Genomic DNA, 19,903 nt, shown 5'->3' with positions numbered 1-19,903 from the left:
TTAATCTTCTTTTTCGGAATCGTCATTTGGTGTTTCTACCAGATCCAATTTTACGAATTCAATATTCTGCTGTGTTTTTTTCATGATAGTGAAATTGTAGCCCAGATCCTCGCAGCTATCGCCTACATCAGGGATACGCTCGAAAACGTGGCTTACCAAACCCGCGATAGTATCATAATCGGAACTCTCTGGCAATTCCAATGGCAAATATTCATTCACATCGTGCACATTAGCGCCCGCATCTACCATGAATTCTGTATCCGAGATACGCTCTACCAAAGGTGTTTCGTTATCGTACTCGTCTTGAATATCACCCACTAATTCTTCCACGATATCTTCCAATGTAACCATACCAGCTGTACCGCCAAACTCATCCAATACAAAGGCAATCTGGATACGCTTTTGTTGGAACTCAGCCATTAGATCGTTGATCTTCTTGGTCTCTGGAATGAAATATGGCTTACGCATGATACGCTTAAGCACCACTTCTTTGCCTTTGGCTACAATAGGCAGTAAATCCTTGGTATGTACTAGACCGATAATCTGGTCGATATTGTCTTGATAAATCGGCACGCGTGAATAGCCTTCTTCCGTAACCCGATTGATGAAATTCTCTGGTGTCTCATTCACTTCTGCAGCTAATATTTTCGTACGCGGCACCATGATATTCTTAACAATACGCTCGTTGAAGTCGAATACATTCTTAATTAGCTCGTGCTCTGATGTGTTTAAAGCACCACTTTCACGACCTTTCTCCAACAGGTATTGTAATTCTTCTGACGAATGGCTTACTTCATGCGCATTCACCTGAATACCAATCAACCTGAGCAACATATTGGCAAAACCATTCAGCACCCAAATGATGGGTTTGAATATGTAGTAAAAGAACTGAAGTGGCAAGGCGATTCGCATCGTCGTAGCTACCGGTTTTTGGATGGCAATCGACTTAGGCGCCAACTCACCAAAAACAATGTGTAGGAAGGTGATGATCGCAAAAGCTAAGACATGGCCCAAATTGGTGGCCCAGCGTCCAGTTAGTTCTATATTGAAAAAACTAAACATGTTATTAACAATTTCCGTCATCACCTTCTCACCTACCCAACCCAAGGCCAAGGAAGCCAAGGTAATACCGAGTTGCGTAGCAGCAAGATAACCATCCAAATGGTCTGTAATATTTTTGGCCATTGTGGCCACTTTGCTACCAGATTTTGCATGAAGCTCTATCTGTGATGCCCGAACTTTAACGATAGCGAACTCTGCCGCAACGAAAAAGCCGTTAGCAAGAACCAAGAAGATTGTCCAAAAAATATCGAGACCCATTTACTTATCGTATCTATTTATTACCAAACTCTTTCTTATACAATTCAATGCTTTCTAAAATAACATTTTCTGCATAAGTTCTGCCATATAAATTTTCGATCGTCACGTTTTTATTTTCCAAGGCTTTATAATCTTGGAAGAAACGTACAATTTCTTTCATCGTGTGCGGAGGCAACTCTGAAAGGTCATTGATGTAATTGACCGACATATCGTGTTTCGCTACCGCAATGATTTTATCATCTTGCTCACCACCATCGATCATGTGCATCACACCAACCACTTTGGCTTCGATCAAGCTCATTGGGTATACATCCACCGAACAAAGCACCAAAATATCTAAAGGATCTTTATCATCACAATAGGTTTGCGGTATGAAACCGTAGTTAGCTGGATACATAACCGATGAAAATAGCACGCGATCCAATTTGATCAAACCGCTGTCTTTGTCGATTTCATACTTTGCTTTAGATCCCTTTGGGATTTCAATAATTGCATTTACGGAACTAGGCAAGTCTTCGCCAGGCGATACTTGATGCCAAGGGTGTTGTGTACTCATGTAATGTATTAACTATTTAATTTTTTATTGTTTTTTTACGGTCTTTCAGTCTGCGTCTGAGCAAGGCGATAGCAATCGGTAAGAAAGCCACTAAGATCAAACCAACGATGATGTATTCCACGTAATTAATTACTTCAGGAAATTTTACCCCGAGGTAATAACCGGTCAATGTTAGTAAAGACACCCATAAAACGGCGCCTATAATATTGTATAAAACGAATTTACGAAAATTTAACTGTACTACACCCGCAAATATCGGAGCAAATGTACGTATAATTGGCACGAACCGACCGATAATCAGCGCAGTACCGCCCCATTTCTGGAAAAACTCCTCGGCCATCACAACATATTTGCGCTTAAACAGGATGGAATCCTGCCGTTTAAATAGCATTGGCCCAGCTCGATTTCCAAACCAGTACCCAACGAAATTGCCCAATACGCCAGCGCCAAGAATTCCGGCGTAAAGTGTGATGATATCTACATCAATCTTTCCTAGAGCACAGAATAAACCCGCTAAAAATAATAAGTAATCGCCCGGTAAAAAGAATCCGAAGAAAAGGCCTGTCTCTGCAAATACAATAAGACAAACGATGTAAAACCCGCCATGACTAAGCAGGTATTCGGGATCCATCAATTGCTGAAATGATAATAGAAATTCTTGCATATTGATCAAATTACACCCTCGGTTTCAAACTGCACACTGGGTTCAAGAAAGACAATTCTCAAAAATTGTAATCTGTGTAATGGATGACTCGTATAGGGGGTCGGTGGCTTATCCATGTGTGACTTTAGAGATGGATTCTCGTATTTCCTCAGAAATAGCTAACATATCTTCTTCAGAAAACTCCAATTTTGGCTTTTCGAAGCTCAGATCAGAGATCTGATTTATTGGCACTAAGTGGATGTGTGCATGTGCTACTTCTAGCCCTACAACAGCAACACCTACACGCTCGCATGTAATTGCTTTTCTAATGCCTTGAGCAACGATTTTGGCAAACATCCACATACCCATGTATGAATCATCACCGATATCAAAAATATAATCTGTCTCTACTTTAGGAATTACTAAAACGTGTCCTTTGGCAATAGGTCTTACATCAAGGAAAGCAAGGAAATCATTGCTCTCTGCCACTTTGTATGCAGGTATCTCACCAGAGATGATCTTCGAAAATATTGTAGACATAACTACTTTTAATGTATAATAAACTGGTATCTGATCTTCACAACACCTTACATTGTACTTTTGTTTTACAATGCGAGGCCTACTAAAATCTGCCCAGTGATCATTAGCAAATATAACAAAAAAAGAGAGAAGTCGGAACATGCTATTTCGACTTCTCTCTCCTGTTTTACGTTGGATCGTGCGGTTATGGCAGAACCGCACATAACCACTAAGACTTTTCTAGCGGGATATTTCCAAAACTTCTAGGTCCAATTCGCCAGCAGGTACTGTTACCGTAGCGACATCCCCTACTTTCAATCCTAAAAGTCCCTGAGCGATGGGTGATTTCACAGAGATCTTTCCGGATTTGAAATCCGCTTCTGTTTCCGAAACCAATTGGTAGGTCATCACAGCACCGTTCTTTACATTTTTGATCTTTACGATAGACAAGGCCAGTACTTTGGATGTATCTAAATTTGATTCATCAATCACGCGTGCGGTCGACAAGACGGTTTCTAGTTTTGCGATTTTAGCCTCGTGCAAACCTTGCGCCTCTTTTGCAGCGTCATACTCTGCATTTTCTGAAAGATCTCCTTTGTCTCTAGCTTCGGCAATGGCATTTGCAATCTTCGTACGCCCTTCGGTCTTCAGATACTGCAATTCTTCTCGAAGCTTGATTAATCCCTCTTCTGTATAATAAGTTACTTCTGCCATAATAAACTATCTAATTAGTACACTGTTATTTAATAATAGACAATAAAAAAGGCAAGACCATACCATCCTTAATAGGACAACATGGCCTTGCTCATTATTACGAAAATAATGATCCGTATCTATAAAAGCAAATTTAATCTGGAATTTCAGACACATCATCGACAAACTTGTAGCCCAATCCACGGACGGTCTGCAAATACGATGGTTTGTCTGGATTTTTTTCAATTTTCTTACGCAAGCGCACTACGTGCATATCCAACGTGCGCGTATTGACGTTGGAACTGTAACCCCACACGGCCTCCATCAGTTCATCACGTGTTACATCCTTTCCCTTATTCCGTAAGAAATGCAGTAAGATCCGATTTTCCAAAATGGTCAATTCAATCTTTTTCCCATCACGTACCAAAGAGTGGATATTGGGATGATGTTCTGTCTGCCCAAAATGGTATACTTCGGCACCGGATTTAGGCACGAAGAAACGAACTTTATTTTCAATCATAGCTACCAATACGTCCATATTGAATGGTTTGGTGATATAGTCACTCACGCCGTAACTGTACGCATCGATCTTGTCCACATCTTGTGATTTGGCTGTCATCATAATAATGATATTTTCAAATCCCGCTTTGCGGACTGATTGACACACTTCAATGCCTTCCTTGCCTGGCAACATCCAATCCAGTAATACAATATCGGGTTGTTTGGAAAGAATTACTTTCTCCGCTTCCAGCCCGTCAGCAATTTGCAATACCTGATAGCTTTCTGTCTGCAACCGATGGCTTACTAGAAAGCGTAGGTTTTCATCATCTTCTACAACGGCAATAGTTATTTCTTTTTCCATGTGATTTCTTGACATTATTTGGGGAAGATCAACGTAAATACGGTGCCCTTACCCAATACACTTTCAACTCGGATTTCTCCGCCCATAAACTCCGTGATTTCTTTGCAAAAAGCTAATCCCAAGCCTATGCTACCACTCTGATTATATTGATTTTGTATACGGTAAAACTTCTTAAATATATTTTTTAACTCACTTTTCGCAATTCCTATCCCCCGGTCACTAAATATGATAACAAAGTTTTTCTTTGTTTGCTCTACCTCAACATGGATAAAACGATGACCCGCCTCAGAGTATTTATACGCATTGTCTACCAGATTGTGAAAGACAGACGCCAGCAGAATAGGGTCAGTATGCAATTCATCCGTGACATCAATATTGTACGTTAAGCTAATGTCACTATACTTGATACGACAAGCTTTAAATATCTCTTCACAAAAGTCGTGCAAATTAATCCAATCTCCTTTGTATGGAATAGATTTGTTTTCAATTTGCGCATAAGATAATAACTTGTTCATCAAATTATTTAACTTATCCGCTTCCTGATCAAGGATACGCCCATACATTAGTCGCTCTTCATCAGATACTTTTTGCGCGCTTTTGATATTATTGCCCGCAATTTTGATCACGCTCACTGGTGTTTTGAACTCGTGTGTCAGGTTATTGATAAAGTCATATTGAAGCCTATAAAGCCTATTGTTGTTGTTGATATTACGATAAATCAAATAAACAATAGATAACAAAATGACGTATAACACCGAAATACCCAGCACTACGGGTATCAACAAACGATACACCTCTTTGGTTATAAATTCTTTCGAAGAATCGAATTTAATTTTAAAATCAGACAAGGCACCGGGCAGGGGCAGTTCGGTTGTATAATAGGTCTTCTCTTCCATCGCCGCAGGATCGGTCAAGGGCGTGATGGATATCTTCTCATAATATCGTGGCTGGGTGTTACTCAATCGGAGTTTTTGCGGATTGATGCGAAACAAAAACATATCTTGCTCAAAGAAAGCATCTGGCAGGCTATCATTGAGCAACAGCGTCTTGTATAATAGAAGATCACTGATGCGAGGAATATTTAGATATCCAATTTTACCTGGTGACAAGGAATAAAATACCCGATAGATCTCATCTTCCGTCAAGGTGGTGGATTCATTTATTTTCGCGAGATAATCAAAAAACTTGATTGCTGCATTATTAAAGTCACCCGCATATGGATCAGGTTCTTCCTGAAAGTTGGACTTACTTTGCAAGCGATACGCATTATCCAAGTTAAAACTAATGATGGATTTGGGATGGAAAAGCAAATTATCTCGATAACGAACTCCGCGACTTACGGTGCGCGAATTAGTGATGGTAACATCGTAAAACACCACTTCTTCTACAAAAGGATGTTTGCGAAGTGCCTGTTCTGCAAATTGCCTAGCTTGTATCGAATCCAAAAAACCTTGATAATACGACAGTTCGGGAATACCATTGTACAGAAAATCGTTGAAAGGTTTTATTGTTGCATCAAACACATCTGTCTTACGGTTATAAAACTCAGATTCTACGTGATTGGTAATCGTGGATCTAGCCAAGCCAACTGCTACCACATACAGTATGGTCACGATAGCCAGAAAGGCAATCAACAAACCAAAATTCTTCTGATAGCGGACAACAGGTTGTGGCACGTGAGTTCCTTTTTCTAATGTAAGTATTGCTTCAGGAAGCTTTCTATCTCCTGAAAGTATAAAGCCATATTTTCTTCACTCTTAAATCGGCGACCTTCTTCTTCTTTGAATATATAACGTACCGGAATGTTATTTTGCTTTAGCCGCGCCACGAACTGATTCGCATCGGTCACCGAAGTATACTTATCCTTTCCGCCTTGAAAAAACAGTACAGGCTTCTTCACTTTCCCTGCATGAAATAGTGGTGATATCGTTTTAAAAAATTCCGTTTCGCGTTCGGGATTGCCGATGATCTGATAATACATCTGCACATAAGGCTTCAAGTGTGGTGGTATTTCTTTGAAATAGGTGAATAGATTGCTGTATCCTGAAGAGGATATGATGCATTCATACATGGATGGATTAAAACTCGCCGCGTGCAGCGCTGAATACCCACCAAAGCCTGTACCCATAATTGCCATCCGATTTTTATCAACCTTGCCTTCGTGAATAAGCCAAGTCACACCATCGGTAATATCAGACTGAATGCGACCACCCCACTCTCGAAATCCTGACGACCAAAATGCTTTACCGTACCCAGTCGTACCGCGGTAATTGATTTGAAAAACCGCATAACCCCGATTCGCTAAGAATTGCACTTCTGGATTGAACCCCCAATCGTCCCGACGACTTGGTCCATCGTGCACCAACACCACGAGCGGACAATTCTTCTTCTTACCTTTAGGATAGGTGATAAAGCCATGGATTTCCTGATTATCGCGCGCATTAAACTTCACAAATTCCATCGGCAACATTTTTTCTTCTTCCAGATCGGGATATGATGTCATTAGAAGCGTAAATTCATTACTGCTTTTATTGTAATAATACACTTCTCCCGCCTGTATATCGCTATATACCCGAATGATAAAACGTTCTAAATCACGATCCATATCCAGAAAATCTACCGCATAACCTTTAAAATGTTGCTGGATGTCTCGATAAGTAAATTGTAGATTGGCATCAAAAAAGTGGTACTCTTTTCGACAGGCACTCGTCGTAGCAAACAACTGCTGGTGCAACTGATGAGAAAATCCCTCATGATTAACATCTACATGATCATCTGCATATAATTCGCGGATTTCTTTTCCAGCAGATACATCATACTCCACAACGGCAAACTTGTCTCTATTCTGATTAGACATCGCAATGACTGAAGTAGTAGATTCACCCAAATATCCTACTGGGTGTACAGAAGTTTTAAAATCAAAGACAGCTACTTCTTGAAATTGTTGTTGTTCATTGGCTCGGTACAAGATGGATTCTTGTACACTATCGTTTGTCAATGCTAACCGCACCACGCCATCTGGCGAAGGTATCCACGAGGTGATCATCCCAGGGTTTTTGTACACCAGCTCAGGTTTTCGGCCATCTAAAAATATTTTGTAAAGATCAAATACACTAGAGTCTCGTGTATTTATCGAGGCATACATCGCGCCCTGATAATCTCGAATCGGCTGCATAAATTTCAAACGACTCTTGATGGGTTCGAGCAATGGATGAATAGAATCTGTGGCAATGTCTACGGTATATAGCCGCAGTATATCATCGGTGTAATGTGAATTGGAAAAAACGATAATGCTATCATTGGCCCAATTAAAATTTTGAACATTTAGATTATCTTGATAGGTCAGTTGCTTGGATTTATCCTCGTCTGCTAGGTCTTTAATAAAAATATTCTTGCAGTGATCGTGCAAACCCAAGTAAGCAATCTTACTTCCATCAGGCGATAGTTTAAAGTTGCTTCGATCTGGTTTATATATAAAATTTTCGATTGGCAATACGTCATTCTGCTCCGCAGAAGATCCACACGCTTGTATAAACAACGATAGCAACAGTAGGAAATAAACGATATGTATATATCTAAAATTCATAGACTCTGGCAGCACATTTTCAAATATTGCAATTATTTAATGATTTGACCATTATGCAACTTTAATTTTACAGGGAAGGGAATGTTTCTTACATGGTAACATACCTCACAAAAAAAGTGTAATTTCGCCACATGTATCTGTACAACATCTCCATTATCGTAGAAGAATCTGCACATGCTGATGCCTTAAATTGGGTCACTACCACCTTTGTACCTGCTCTACCTGCGCAGCACAATCCACAATTGTTAAATCTGCTGGACTCGCCTCACGAAGGCCACACCTACTCGCTTCAATTAAAATTTGACAAACGAAGTGCATTGGAAAATTTTAAAGCTGAATTCTTGCATCAATTGCAGAGTTATTTAGCTACTAATCACGCAGAACGCGCTTTCATCTTCGACAGTACGATGCAGTATTTGTAGAATTTTAGCGCCGTTTTTTTGAGGCAGATTTACTATCAGAGAAACTTACGCTGCGGCTTTACACGGTACTTCTTATACCACAAAATCCCCACACCTGCGCCGATGATAAATGGCATAGCCAGGAGGAACAGAATACCATCGTTAAGCCCCTTACCTTGCATATTACCTTCTTTGGTGCTGTTTTCAGCATTCAGCGTACACATGGCACATTGTGCTTTTCCGCGAAGCGGAATGATCGACGATGCGGCGATAGTAAGCATCAATGCCAAAACGAATTGCCTGATATAAACCATACTACAAAAGTAAGTAATTAAATATAGTTCGCGGAATAGGATTAGAGCAAGGCGTTAAATTTTTCCCAAAACCCATCGACCGGAAGATTGGCCTCAATGCGTGTTGGCTCGTCTTTTACCGGATGATCAAAGCTCAAAGCGCGAGAATGTAAGCAGATGGTGCGTTGATGACTACCTCTAGGATAACCGTATTTATTGTCGCCCACAATGGGACAACCCATGTACGCTAATTGCGCCCGGATCTGATGTGTGCGCCCTGTCAATGGTTTTACTTCTAATAAATAAAAGCCATTTAACTCTCCGATTACTTTATAATCTAGCTCGGCAAGGCTTCCATTTTTCACCTCGCGATCGTAGGCCTTCGTAATCATCTTCTTCCGATCACGCAACAACCAATTTACCAGTTTTGCTTGTTGCGCTGACGGTCGGTTGCGAACTACCGCCAAGTAACTCTTTTGCACTTTGCGATCGTGAAACAAGCGATTCATGCGATCCAATGCTTTGCTGGTTTTAGCAAATAAGATCATACCGCTCACCGGGCGATCCAATCGATGGATAACTCCCAGAAAAGCCGCAGGCTTATCGTATTTTTTTTCTAAATACTGCTTGGTCATATCCTCGAGCGATAAATCTCCCGTGACATCTACCTGCACAATATCACCACCACGCTTATTGATCGCGATAAGGTGATTATCTTCGTATATAACGTCTTTATCAGAAATTCCCATGTATGCTATTACCCTCTCTTATCGACCGCTATTGGCATTTTTTATGGAATCTTGGCGTGCTTTCTCTTCTGCTTTTGCCCGTTTCTTGAAGAATCCGCGCAACAAAAAATTGCTCTGCAAAGCTTCCATATTCTCATCTAGCTTTTCGGTACTTAGATTGAGGTTTCTGAGAATCTGCTTAATCTCTTCTGCCGCTGCCGGGTCGTTCGTTAATACACCGATGGCATTGTCTTTTTCGTTCAATCGGTTGGAGACTTGATCTAAATTGACCATCAACGCACTGGCCGTCTGTGTTACGCCCTGGAGTTGAGATGCTGATGCGCGCAAACTAGCGAATACGGCTGTATCGGTCGTCAGATCATGAACCAATCCTTGTTCACTGTTCAGTTTATTGGTCAATGTTACCACATTTTTCATACTGCGATCTACACCACTCATGGCATTCTGCATCGAAGCGAGCGACGCTTTTAGTGAATTGGCAATCGACTCATCTGTCAACAATGCACCTACAGATCCTTTTCCTTCTACAAGATTAGCAGACAATAGGGCGAAGTTTTTCGTAATTTCTAACAGGTTTTCGTTGTTGATCTGCAATGTGTGCAGCATGGCTTCCACACCGCCAGTCGCTTTTGAGCTGATCTGGTCACCATCTACGATACCAGGAGCAGCAGCTGTACCACCTTCTAGACTGATGATCGCATTACCGATAAGGCCATCAGAACCTAGCGAAGCTTGCACATCTTTGCGAATGTATTGACTCGATTTCTCTTCAATATGCATCACCACGCGTACATTTTCCACACTTTCGAAAGCGATTTGTTTAACGATACCGACCTTCACACCCGAAAACCATACATTGTTACCTACTTTCAGACCTTTTACATCATGGAAATAGGTTGTTACTTCGATGTTCTTACTGAATCTATTTTGTAACGTACCTAGCACCAGTATTCCGGCAACTAAAATAATCAAACCTACAAAAACAAAGAGGCCGACTATTAGGGAACGTTTAGTATCTGTTGTATTGCTCATAGCTATTACTACATTATAAAATTATAATCATAAAATGGTTTGACACGGTCATCATCCGTATCAAAAATATCGTCAAATGTACCTTGGCGTTCGAAGCGCCCGTCTAGTAACATCACCATACGATCGCTCACTTGCTTAGCACAAGCCAGATCATGTGTAATGATGATAGACGAAGTCTGGTAGCGTTCTTGTACACTATTGATCAGATTGTTGATCTCTAAACACGTGATCGGATCCAACCCTGCGGTGGGTTCATCATACAGCATAATGTCGGGACGCAGAATCAGTGTTCTGGCGATGCCTATACGCTTTCGCTGTCCACCACTTAATTCCGAAGGCATTTGATTGATGGCTTGCGAAAGACCAACGCCCTCGAGCACATCCTCCACTTCTCTATCTATTTCTGCTCGGCTGAGGTTTCGTTTGTTGCGTACCAGAGGAAATTCCAAGTTTTCGCGCACGGTCATACTATCGTACAGTGCGCTATTCTGAAATGAAAAACCGATGCGCAAACGCAGTTTTTGTAACTCTTTCTCCGAGAGATAGGTCACCTCCTGTCCTAGCACGCGAATTGAGCCGGTATCTGGCATGAGTAGTCCAGAAATCATTTTGATCAATACAGACTTTCCAGTACCGGATCGCCCCAATACCACTAAATTTTCTCTGTTATATAGTTTTAGATCAACGTCGCGCAGAATGTGCAGATCGCCGAAAGACTTGCTTACGTTATCTACATGAATGACTACATCTTGCTGATCTATGATAGGCTTCTTTTTCTCCATGTCTTAATTGAGTAATGATAACAATTGAACAATCAACAATTCTTCAATAAACACAATAAACATGGAAGCCACAACGGCGCTATTGGCTGCTTTTCCAACACCTTCTGTCCCTTTAGACGAAAAGTAACCGACGTAGGTGCTCACAAATCCGATGGTGAAACCAAATACAAGCGCCCTAAAGGTCATCGCAAATATATCCACCATCTTGATCGTATTGAATACTTGTGAGAAAAAGCTCAGCATACTCAGTTGATCTTTGGAAATAATACTGAGATACCCGCCCATTAGCCCTATTCCTGCTACATAAAACGTGAGGACTGGAATCATGAACGTCGTGGCAATGATTCGAGTTACGATTAGATATTTGAATGGATTCGTGCCAGATACTTCCATGGCATCAATTTGCTCGGTCACGTTCATAGAGCTGAGCTCTGCACCGATCTGAGAGCCAATCTTGCCCGAACCGATCAGTGCGGTTACTAGTGGGGCCAAAGCACGTACAATGGCAATCGATATCAATGCTGGAATCATCGAAGATGCCCCGAATTCCTCCAGCGATGGCCTAGACTGTTTCGTAAATACGAAACCCACAATAAAACCTGTTAAACTAATCAGTGGAAATGACTTCCAGCCTATTTCATAACATTGTCGAATAATCTCTTTGAATTCAAATGGCGGACTGACCACTTCGCGAAAAAAACGCATCAAAAAACGATGGATTTTCGCAAACTCTAAAAGTAACACCCTGATCTTCTTCCACATGGAAATGAGTTGTTTTTCTAATATTGACCGAAACCAAAAACAGGTCAAAGTTACAAACTTTTTTAGTTTCTATTGTCTGCCAAATCAAATATTGTTTCTAGGAAAATATATGGCAAATACATAATATAGCGTCTACTCTACTTTGCAATAAAGTGTATATAAAAATATAAAATTCAAAATTTTATACGACAAAAAAAACGTTGATCAAGTTTGCAGCAATGATAGCCAAAAGCATTCAAAACGCTTTGTAATCAGAATTTATTCGGGATTATTCCATTAATTTTTAGATCATCTTTAAACCTTATATTTTATTATGCAGTCATAATAATAAATACGCTTAACAATATAAACTTGTAGCCATGAAAACATTCTTCACTTCCACCTTTTTGGTGACGATCTTAGCGACACTTTTAAGTGTACTCCCTACCAAAAACACATTAGCACAAGGGCAGATATCGTTCGGTGTTTTTTACAACGAGCTTTCTCCATACGGACATTGGACCAATGATCCTAATTATGGCGACATTTGGTTTCCGCAAGTTGGCGGAGATTTTATGCCATATGGTACCGATGGATATTGGATGATGACCGAGTATGGCAATACATGGGTTTCTAACTACGATTGGGGATGGGCACCATTTCATTATGGCCGATGGGTTCGCACACCATATAGAGGATGGGGCTGGATTCCAGGATATGAATGGGGACCGGCTTGGGTAGAATGGCGTAATGGCGGAGGCTATTATGGATGGGCACCAATGAGTCCTAACTTGTATGTAGCCAACAATTTATCGATAAATTTTTGGCTTTTTGCTCCAACACGTAGAATACATTCACGTAATATTAATCGTTATTACTCATATGGAAATACAACGATTTATAATCGTACCACGATCATTAACAATACGTATATCGTAAACAATAATCGTTATTATGGTGGTCCTTCAGTACAAAATATGGAACGTAATGTAGGTGGCCGAGTTCGTGTTAACCAAATTGCATATACTGATCGCCCTAGCGCTCGAGGTGCATCGAGTAACACGGTAAATATTTATCGACCAGATCGCGGTGCAGCAAGCACTGATCGTGTTAGTAGCGGCCGTACGACGACTTCTAGCCGAGGTGCTACTACTGGAAACTCACCTTCTCGCGGGGCGAACACCTCAAAGAACACGAGCACGGTGAATCGGAATGCGAGCGGCAGAACAACGAGTTCGTCGGGTCGAGGAGAAGCAACTCCGAATAATACTTCTCGTGGAACAACGGTATCTCGCGGAGCGAGCACCACCTCCCGCTCGGCAGAGCAGACTACGCGTCAAAACTCTTCGGATAGAGCCACGCGATCACAAGCTTCGCGTGAAGTTTCTAACCCAAGAGGTACAACTCCGACAAATACGGAGAACAGAGGAAGTAATCGCGCAGGTGCTGGTAGCCAAACACGCGGCTCAACCAACACGCCAGCAAGTAGCGGTAGAGCTGCTTCAAGCACTCAGAGCACACCTGCATCGACTTCTCGTACCAGCACTTCGAACCGTGGAGCCACAACAACAAGTAGCTCATCGAGTAACGGAGCCAGTCGCAGCTCTTCTGGTAGTAGCGAGAGTCGTAGTTCAGAAAGTTCATCGTCTACTGGACGAGGAGCTTCATCCGGAAGAGGTGGCCGATAGGTGTGCCTTCAGATTATCTATTTAATGGTTTGTTTATATTTAGATGAGGCTCTCTCCCCAATGGAGATAGCCTCATTCTTATTTCAAAACGTGTAAAGTCGAAAGTATTTATTATTTTCACCACACGTAATAAATACTACCCGCATGCCACGAATTTCTTCTATACTGGACAATGATTTCTACAAGTTCACGATGCAATTCGCTGTGGTTAAGTTGTTTCCAAAAGCCAGAGCAAGATACCAGCTGATTAATCGTGGCCAACATGCTTATCCTCCCGGTTTTGGTGATAAGCTCCGTGAAAAGGTTAATGAAATGGCGCAACTACGCCTAAGTCGTGTAGAAAAAGAATTCTTTGCGAATCGCTGTCCATATATAGATCCGGTGTATTTCGATTTTCTTCAAGGTTACCGATACGATCCTGCGGAGGTCAGGATTCGCCAGCAAGGCGAGTCGCTCAGCATACATATAGAGGGATATTGGTACCGTACCATCCTCTGGGAAGTGCCCATCATGTCGCTGATCTGTGAATTGTACTACCAGATGACCGAGCAACTTAGAATCTCTGATGCAGAAGTAGTACGAATTGTGCGAGAAAAAATCATTAAATACGATGCATTAGATATTACAATTGCCGACTTCGGCACCCGAAGGAGACATTCATACGAAGTACATGATTTGGTGATACGGACGCTGCAATCTCATCCTTCTTCTACATTTATTGGCACGAGCAACGTTCATTTTGCCATGAAATATGAAACCCGTCCTATTGGTACGCATGCCCACGAATGGTTTATGTTTCATGCGGCAAAGTACGGTTATAAGATGGCCAACCTTCTAGGGCTCGAACATTGGTCGGAAGTGTATCGGGGCGACTTAGGTATTGCGCTATCCGACACGTATACTACGGAGGTTTTCTTCAAGCAATTCGACAAAAAATTAACGAAACTTTTTGATGGTGTAAGACACGATAGTGGCGATGCTATCGAATTTGCGACCAAGACCATTCAACATTATAAGAGTAAAGGCATTGACCCACTCTCCAAGACTATCATCTTCTCTGATGGATTGGATTATGATAAGGTTGCTCATATCGTTGGATTTTGCCGCGGCAAAATTGGCTATTCATTTGGCATTGGCACCGATTTCACCAACGATGTTGGTCTTCCCCGCATGAATATTGTATTGAAAATGACGGAAGCTTTTCCTGATGAAGGTGAATGGACACCGGTCATCAAATTATCAGACGAACCTTTTAAACACACTGGCGAACAAGAGGAAATCACGCTCGCAAAGCACGTACTAAACATTCACTAATCTTATATGCCATACGATCCCTATGGTGATGCGCTTTTAGCAGCCTATCACCAGTCATCGACACGCTTCCCACTCTATTTACACACTAGTTATGGCGACACCGATGAGATGCCGATAGATGTTTTTTTCCGTACGGAAGATGACTTTTCTGAACTCGAATCCATTGCATTAGCGCTTTGTGATGGTCACGTGTTAGATGTCGGCGCCGGAGCCGGTGCACATGCTTTGCACCTTCAATCCAAAAACTTTGTGGTAACTGGATTAGAAATATCGCCACTAGCAGCGAGTGTTATGCAGCAGCGTGGTGTAGAGGATATTGTGCAAGCTGATTTCTTTGATCATCAAGATATACAATATGATACCTTGTTATTTCTGATGAATGGCATTGGTATCGCCGGCACTTTAGCAGGTTTTCGGAATCTGTTAAAGCATAGCAAAGGTTTACTTACGGATCGTGGGCAGTTATTATTTGACACCTCAGATATTTCCTATCTGTACAACGATTTTGACATAGAAAAGCCGAGTCATTATTTCGGAGAAATTCAATATCAGTATGAGTACAATGGTCGCAAAGGCATCGAATTCCCGTGGCTTTACCTAGATCAACAAACGCTTATCCAGATCGCCAACGAAGAAGGATGGGTAGTTCAAATTCTCTTTGAGGACGATCAAGACCAATATTTGGTAAGAATGGAACCTCGAATCAATACCATTCTATAAGATGCGAAACATAGCGTCAAACCGTTAATTATTGTTAAAATAAATAAATATAAATCTTAAGTAAAAACTTTTTCATAAAAATCTGGTTATATTTATAAAAGCAGTTAACTAGTAGTTAGTTAAAGAATTTGTACACATAAAACAAACGAGAAATCATGAAAAAGCTATTTTTAACAGGAATTGGATTATTATTCGCGGTAACATTAACTTTCGCACAAAGTGCAGAGTCGCAAGAAGACGCTCGTAAAAAGGCAGCAGAGCTGACAGAGAGATTACAGCTTACTCCAGAGCAACAAGGTTCAGTTCGTGAAATCATTCTGGACGGTTACAAACAGAAAGAAGCGCTAAAAGCAGATCAAACAATTACGGATGAAGTGAAAAAAGAACGTTTGAAAGATGGTGCGAAACATGGTCACGATAGGATTAAAGAGATTCTAACTCAAGAACAGAAAGATCGTTTTGAGACTTGGGCAAAAGAGTACAAAGCGAAACATAAAGATCACTAAACTCTTTAAAAGCAGATAATAAGACAGGTCATGAAATAATTAATTTCATGACCTGTCTTATATATGAATAATACCTTAATCTAGGTACTCAAAGCCAACATAAGGTACTAGAGCAGCAGGAATTTTGATTCCTTTTTCTGTCTGGTTGTTTTCTAGCAAAGTGGCTACAATACGAGGTAATGCCAAGGCAGAACCATTTAAGGTATGCGCTAAAGTCATTTTCCCATCTGCATCTCGGTAACGAACTTTTAGCCGATTAGATTGAAAAGTTTCAAAATTAGAAACAGAAGACACCTCCAACCAACGTTGTTGCGCGGCACTATATGTCTCCATATCATAGGTAAGTGCCGAACCAAAACTCATATCACCACCACACAAACGCAACACCCTGTAAGGTAGCTCCAACTTCTGCAACAGCGACTGTACATAGCTACTCATCTCCTCTAATGTCTCGTATGATTTCTCAGCCCGCACAATTTGCACGGTTTCCACCTTATCGAACTGATGCAAGCGATTCAGTCCACGTACATGAGCGCCATATGAGCCTGCCTCGCGACGAAAGCAAGGCGTATATGCGCAGTGCCTAATTGGAAACTGTTCTTCTTTTAGAATTTCATCCCGATACAAGTTGGTCAATGGCACCTCAGCAGTCGGAATCATATAGAGATCGTCTTCCGTAATGTGATACATCTGGCCCTCTTTATCTGGCAATTGCCCAGTACCATAAGCAGAAGCTTCATTTACCGCGTGTGGTACTTGCGTCTCCGAGTAACCCATTTTCACCGCTTCGTCTAAGAAAAAGTTTACCAAACCACGTTGCAAACGTGCTCCCTTTCCAGTGTATACCGGAAAACCTGCTCCTGCAATCTTAGTTCCGAGCTCGAAGTCGATCAGTTTGTACTTTGATGCCAATTCCCAGTGCGGCAAGGCATCGGCATCCAATTTTGGAATTTCGCCGTGCTCTAGCACCACTTCATTATCATCTGCCGACACACCGCTTGGCACAGAGTGATGGGGCAAATTGGGCAACTGCACTAATTTATCATGGAATTCCTGTTCAATGCGCGCTAAATCATCACTTAATTCTTTCAGCTTCGCTTTATGACCAGAGGTGGTCGTTTTAATCGCATCAGCCTCTTCCTTCTTCCCTTGTCGCATGAGGTCTCCGATTTGCTTAGCACTGGAATTCGCTTCGGCAGCGATAGACTCCGAGCTGCTTTGTAAAGAACGACGCGACTCATCTAAAGCAATCACCTCGTCTATCAAATTCAACTCTTTGAAGTTTTTCTTCTGCAATCCAGCGATTACCTCGTCCCTGTGCTCACGGACATAACTTATCTGCAACATAAATATTTATTATTAAGTGTTTTTCTTTTATATAAACGCATTTCCTCCCGCAAAAACTATATAGCTAACTGTACTCGAATAGTAAGCTGAAGATTATAGCATGCAAAGAAAACCGCAGTACAAATGTCTAAAATAAAACTGTCAATATTTAAATATATATGAATATATCCAAATAGTGCCTATATCAGTGGTAACTCCAAATTTAGGCCTACTACAAAAAATGTTTACGTCATTAACCGCCTGCAATGTTACAATATCCGCGACAAACAAATTGCACACTCAGAGTAAAAATTCCACTAATAGCACTATAAAATGTAGAAATACATCCACAATAACGCAATAAATAAACCTCAAAAAATAATATTTTTCACATTTAGGTTAATTTTGAATATTGAAAAGAAAAATACTGTTGCGCAAATAATGTCACTTTTTAAAAACGGAACACTTATGGGCCCGATATTAACACATATGCTAAGCACTACGGCTAGACTCCTATTGCTTAGCCTTATCTTGATATCATGTAATAAATCCGATTCTGTGCCATTGGGTGGTCAAGCACTTATCCAAGTGGCTATATCGGATGCTGTTTTCGAATCGGAAGAAACGCTAGGAAACAGAGCGGCTACCTCCGCAGAACCTACAATTCAACGCAACACGATCGAACTAAATAAAGATTTTCTGATGATTGCTGAGTTACAACCACAGGAGCCGGCATCTGTACCAAAAGATGGAATCAAAGCCGCTCTAGATACCACTGATTTACCAGCTACGACTCCGGCTGTAGCCATCAAAACTTTAGCTAATTCGCAAATCCCCGTGAATAACGGCTTAAATGCGCTCATGTACCAAAGGCAGAACTTAACAGTAAGCAGCAACGCCGTCAACCGATTGAACATCATTTTAAGACATCGAAAACCGCTAATTAATGTAACGATCAACTCTTCACAAACAGGTTATAACATCACGCAAGTATCGGGGAATTTTGGCCCTCATAACAATGCCCTGTTAGTCAACCTCTTTAATGGTACACATACCCAAACTGGTGTAGCTGCACTAGCCCCAATTTCTTTCGGCAATGCTGGCACTCAGCTTGTTGTGAATACGTCTAGCAACTTCATTAACGCTCCTGATAATAACGTGACTAGATTCGAAATTTCTTCTATAACAATAGGATCAATTACGGCAACTAATCTAATACCATTCACAAACTTAAACGTGACAGCGGGAGTTCGGTACAATTTGATATTAAACATTGTACCCAACGATCAATTTTTAACCTACCAAGGTAGACCTGCTGCCAGAATAAATGGCGTTATCTGGGCACGGCACAATGTCGGCGTCGCCACCACCGTAAATGCAGATGCAGCACCAATGACGGTAGACCGACACGGAGATTATTTCCAATGGGGAAGATTAGCCAGATCTGGAACAGCTACATCCACTAACGCAAACCCATTTTTTGGCAATAGTGCCCCAGCTGATAATGCATGGAATACAGGCACAGAGGCAATACCGATAAAAACTGCTAATGACCCCTGCCCTACTGGATACAGAGTGCCAACTCGTGCTGAACAAAATTTTCTAGTAGAAAATACAGTACATACAAATCTGGGGCCTTTCATAGGTGGAGCAACTCGATTCGATTCGGCCAAAGTCTTAACAAGCACCCGAAATTCGCAGGTGCGATTAACACTACCGACACAGGGATTTTTTACAGTATCTGGAAATGCCCCATATGCTGATAATGGCATAGCAAATAAAGGGTCTGTGGGCTATTACCACAATAGTTTTAGATCAAACAATCCTTTGACAACGTTCTTATTTTTTAGTGCGACTACTTTAATAGGATCAAATCAAGGGGCTAATGCTGCTATTAAAGTTGTGATTATGAACAGTTAGATGTGTAGGGATACAGTAATGGTTACACTCAGGTTGAGTCGTTCTTTATAAGAAATCAAAACCAGATTTCCCTTTAGAAAAATCTACTTACGGTATTAATATAGAAATGTGTAAATATAGAAATGTGTATCTAAATCATCTTATCGTTAAAAAATACCATGTAGCGTTTTATTTACAAAAAAATTAATAGAGCTAGCCTCCGCATTTTCTTACATCTTAAGGTTACATACCTTTAGATTAACTTAAAAATCT

At 41.1% G+C, this 19,903-nt stretch carries 20 protein-coding genes; 6 read left to right on the top strand and 14 right to left on the bottom strand.

Going from position 1 to position 19,903, the window contains the following annotated elements:
• The 8 genes from AC3IRT_RS04855 to AC3IRT_RS04820 all read right to left on the bottom strand — a co-directional run bounded on the left by AC3IRT_RS04855 (nt 1) and on the right by AC3IRT_RS04820 (nt 8,179).
• A complete protein-coding gene (locus AC3IRT_RS04855) occupies nt 1-1,320 on the bottom strand; it encodes a hemolysin family protein (RefSeq protein WP_489395306.1) in 1,320 nt (439 codons plus the stop codon).
• A 13-nt stretch (nt 1,321-1,333) separates the two neighbouring features.
• A complete protein-coding gene (locus tag AC3IRT_RS04850; RefSeq protein ID WP_116776748.1) occupies nt 1,334-1,876 on the bottom strand; it encodes an inorganic diphosphatase in 543 nt (180 codons plus the stop codon).
• Nucleotides 1,877-1,892: 16 nt separating this feature from the next.
• A complete protein-coding gene (locus tag AC3IRT_RS04845) occupies nt 1,893-2,540 on the bottom strand; it encodes a DedA family protein (RefSeq protein ID WP_489395305.1) in 648 nt (215 codons plus the stop codon).
• A 108-nt stretch (nt 2,541-2,648) separates the two neighbouring features.
• Nucleotides 2,649-3,059, bottom strand: a complete 411-nt coding sequence (locus tag AC3IRT_RS04840; RefSeq protein ID WP_489395304.1) for an HIT family protein — start codon at nt 3,057-3,059, stop codon at nt 2,649-2,651.
• 219 nt (nt 3,060-3,278) lie between these two features.
• Nucleotides 3,279-3,752: a transcription elongation factor GreA gene (gene greA / locus AC3IRT_RS04835; protein ID WP_489395303.1), complete on the bottom strand. Its 474-nt coding sequence runs from the start codon at nt 3,750-3,752 to the stop codon at nt 3,279-3,281.
• A 133-nt stretch (nt 3,753-3,885) separates the two neighbouring features.
• Nucleotides 3,886-4,593 (bottom strand): response regulator transcription factor, encoded by a 708-nt coding sequence (locus tag AC3IRT_RS04830; RefSeq protein WP_489395302.1) that lies wholly within the window; start codon nt 4,591-4,593, stop codon nt 3,886-3,888.
• Between the two features lie 14 nt (nt 4,594-4,607).
• Complete coding sequence (locus AC3IRT_RS04825; RefSeq protein WP_489395301.1) at nt 4,608-6,269, bottom strand: sensor histidine kinase; 1,662 nt, start codon at nt 6,267-6,269, stop codon at nt 4,608-4,610.
• 14 nt (nt 6,270-6,283) lie between these two features.
• Nucleotides 6,284-8,179, bottom strand: a complete 1,896-nt coding sequence (locus tag AC3IRT_RS04820; protein WP_489395300.1) for a S9 family peptidase — start codon at nt 8,177-8,179, stop codon at nt 6,284-6,286.
• 131 nt (nt 8,180-8,310) lie between these two features.
• On the opposite strand from AC3IRT_RS04820, the gene AC3IRT_RS04815 reads away from it, so the two are divergent.
• On the top strand, nt 8,311-8,601 hold the full coding sequence (locus AC3IRT_RS04815) for a DUF4286 family protein (protein WP_489395299.1): 291 nt from the start codon (nt 8,311-8,313) through the stop codon (nt 8,599-8,601).
• Between the two features lie 35 nt (nt 8,602-8,636).
• Here AC3IRT_RS04815 and AC3IRT_RS04810 read toward each other — a convergent pair whose 3' ends face one another.
• Genes AC3IRT_RS04810 through AC3IRT_RS04790 form a run of 5 tightly spaced genes read right to left on the bottom strand, consistent with a single transcriptional unit; the run spans nt 8,637 to nt 12,198 of the window.
• Nucleotides 8,637-8,894 carry a hypothetical protein gene (locus tag AC3IRT_RS04810; RefSeq protein WP_489395298.1) on the bottom strand — a complete coding sequence of 86 codons (258 nt, stop codon included), beginning with the start codon at nt 8,892-8,894 and terminating at the stop codon, nt 8,637-8,639.
• A gap of 41 nt (nt 8,895-8,935) precedes the next feature.
• Complete coding sequence (locus AC3IRT_RS04805) at nt 8,936-9,622, bottom strand: RluA family pseudouridine synthase (protein ID WP_489395297.1); 687 nt, start codon at nt 9,620-9,622, stop codon at nt 8,936-8,938.
• An 18-nt stretch (nt 9,623-9,640) separates the two neighbouring features.
• Nucleotides 9,641-10,654 carry an MlaD family protein gene (locus tag AC3IRT_RS04800; RefSeq protein WP_489395296.1) on the bottom strand — a complete coding sequence of 338 codons (1,014 nt, stop codon included), beginning with the start codon at nt 10,652-10,654 and terminating at the stop codon, nt 9,641-9,643.
• A gap of 8 nt (nt 10,655-10,662) precedes the next feature.
• The gene (locus AC3IRT_RS04795; RefSeq protein WP_489395295.1) at nt 10,663-11,436 is read right to left on the bottom strand and encodes an ABC transporter ATP-binding protein; all 774 of its coding nucleotides are present in this window, start codon (nt 11,434-11,436) and stop codon (nt 10,663-10,665) included.
• Between the two features lie 3 nt (nt 11,437-11,439).
• A complete protein-coding gene (locus AC3IRT_RS04790; RefSeq protein WP_489395294.1) occupies nt 11,440-12,198 on the bottom strand; it encodes an MlaE family ABC transporter permease in 759 nt (252 codons plus the stop codon).
• Between the two features lie 359 nt (nt 12,199-12,557).
• On the opposite strand from AC3IRT_RS04790, the gene AC3IRT_RS04785 reads away from it, so the two are divergent.
• The 4 genes from AC3IRT_RS04785 (at nt 12,558) to AC3IRT_RS04770 (ending at nt 16,405) form a co-directional block, all read left to right on the top strand.
• Nucleotides 12,558-13,865 carry a DUF6600 domain-containing protein gene (locus AC3IRT_RS04785; protein ID WP_489395293.1) on the top strand — a complete coding sequence of 436 codons (1,308 nt, stop codon included), beginning with the start codon at nt 12,558-12,560 and terminating at the stop codon, nt 13,863-13,865.
• Between the two features lie 144 nt (nt 13,866-14,009).
• Nucleotides 14,010-15,179, top strand: a complete 1,170-nt coding sequence (gene pncB, locus AC3IRT_RS04780; RefSeq protein ID WP_489395292.1) for a nicotinate phosphoribosyltransferase — start codon at nt 14,010-14,012, stop codon at nt 15,177-15,179.
• A gap of 6 nt (nt 15,180-15,185) precedes the next feature.
• Nucleotides 15,186-15,899 (top strand): class I SAM-dependent methyltransferase, encoded by a 714-nt coding sequence (locus tag AC3IRT_RS04775; RefSeq protein WP_489395291.1) that lies wholly within the window; start codon nt 15,186-15,188, stop codon nt 15,897-15,899.
• A 155-nt stretch (nt 15,900-16,054) separates the two neighbouring features.
• Nucleotides 16,055-16,405: a hypothetical protein gene (locus tag AC3IRT_RS04770; protein ID WP_489395290.1), complete on the top strand. Its 351-nt coding sequence runs from the start codon at nt 16,055-16,057 to the stop codon at nt 16,403-16,405.
• A gap of 75 nt (nt 16,406-16,480) precedes the next feature.
• Here the strand turns inward: AC3IRT_RS04770 and serS are convergent, their stop codons facing one another.
• Nucleotides 16,481-17,752, bottom strand: a complete 1,272-nt coding sequence (gene serS / locus AC3IRT_RS04765; protein WP_489395289.1) for a serine--tRNA ligase — start codon at nt 17,750-17,752, stop codon at nt 16,481-16,483.
• 447 nt (nt 17,753-18,199) lie between these two features.
• On the opposite strand from serS, the gene AC3IRT_RS04760 reads away from it, so the two are divergent.
• Nucleotides 18,200-19,651, top strand: a complete 1,452-nt coding sequence (locus AC3IRT_RS04760) for a hypothetical protein (protein WP_489395288.1) — start codon at nt 18,200-18,202, stop codon at nt 19,649-19,651.
• The last annotated feature ends 252 nt before the right edge of the window (nt 19,652-19,903 follow it).

This window comes from Sphingobacterium sp. KH_072 (genome assembly GCF_057837975.1).
This window is presented reverse-complemented; position numbering and strand designations above follow the sequence as displayed.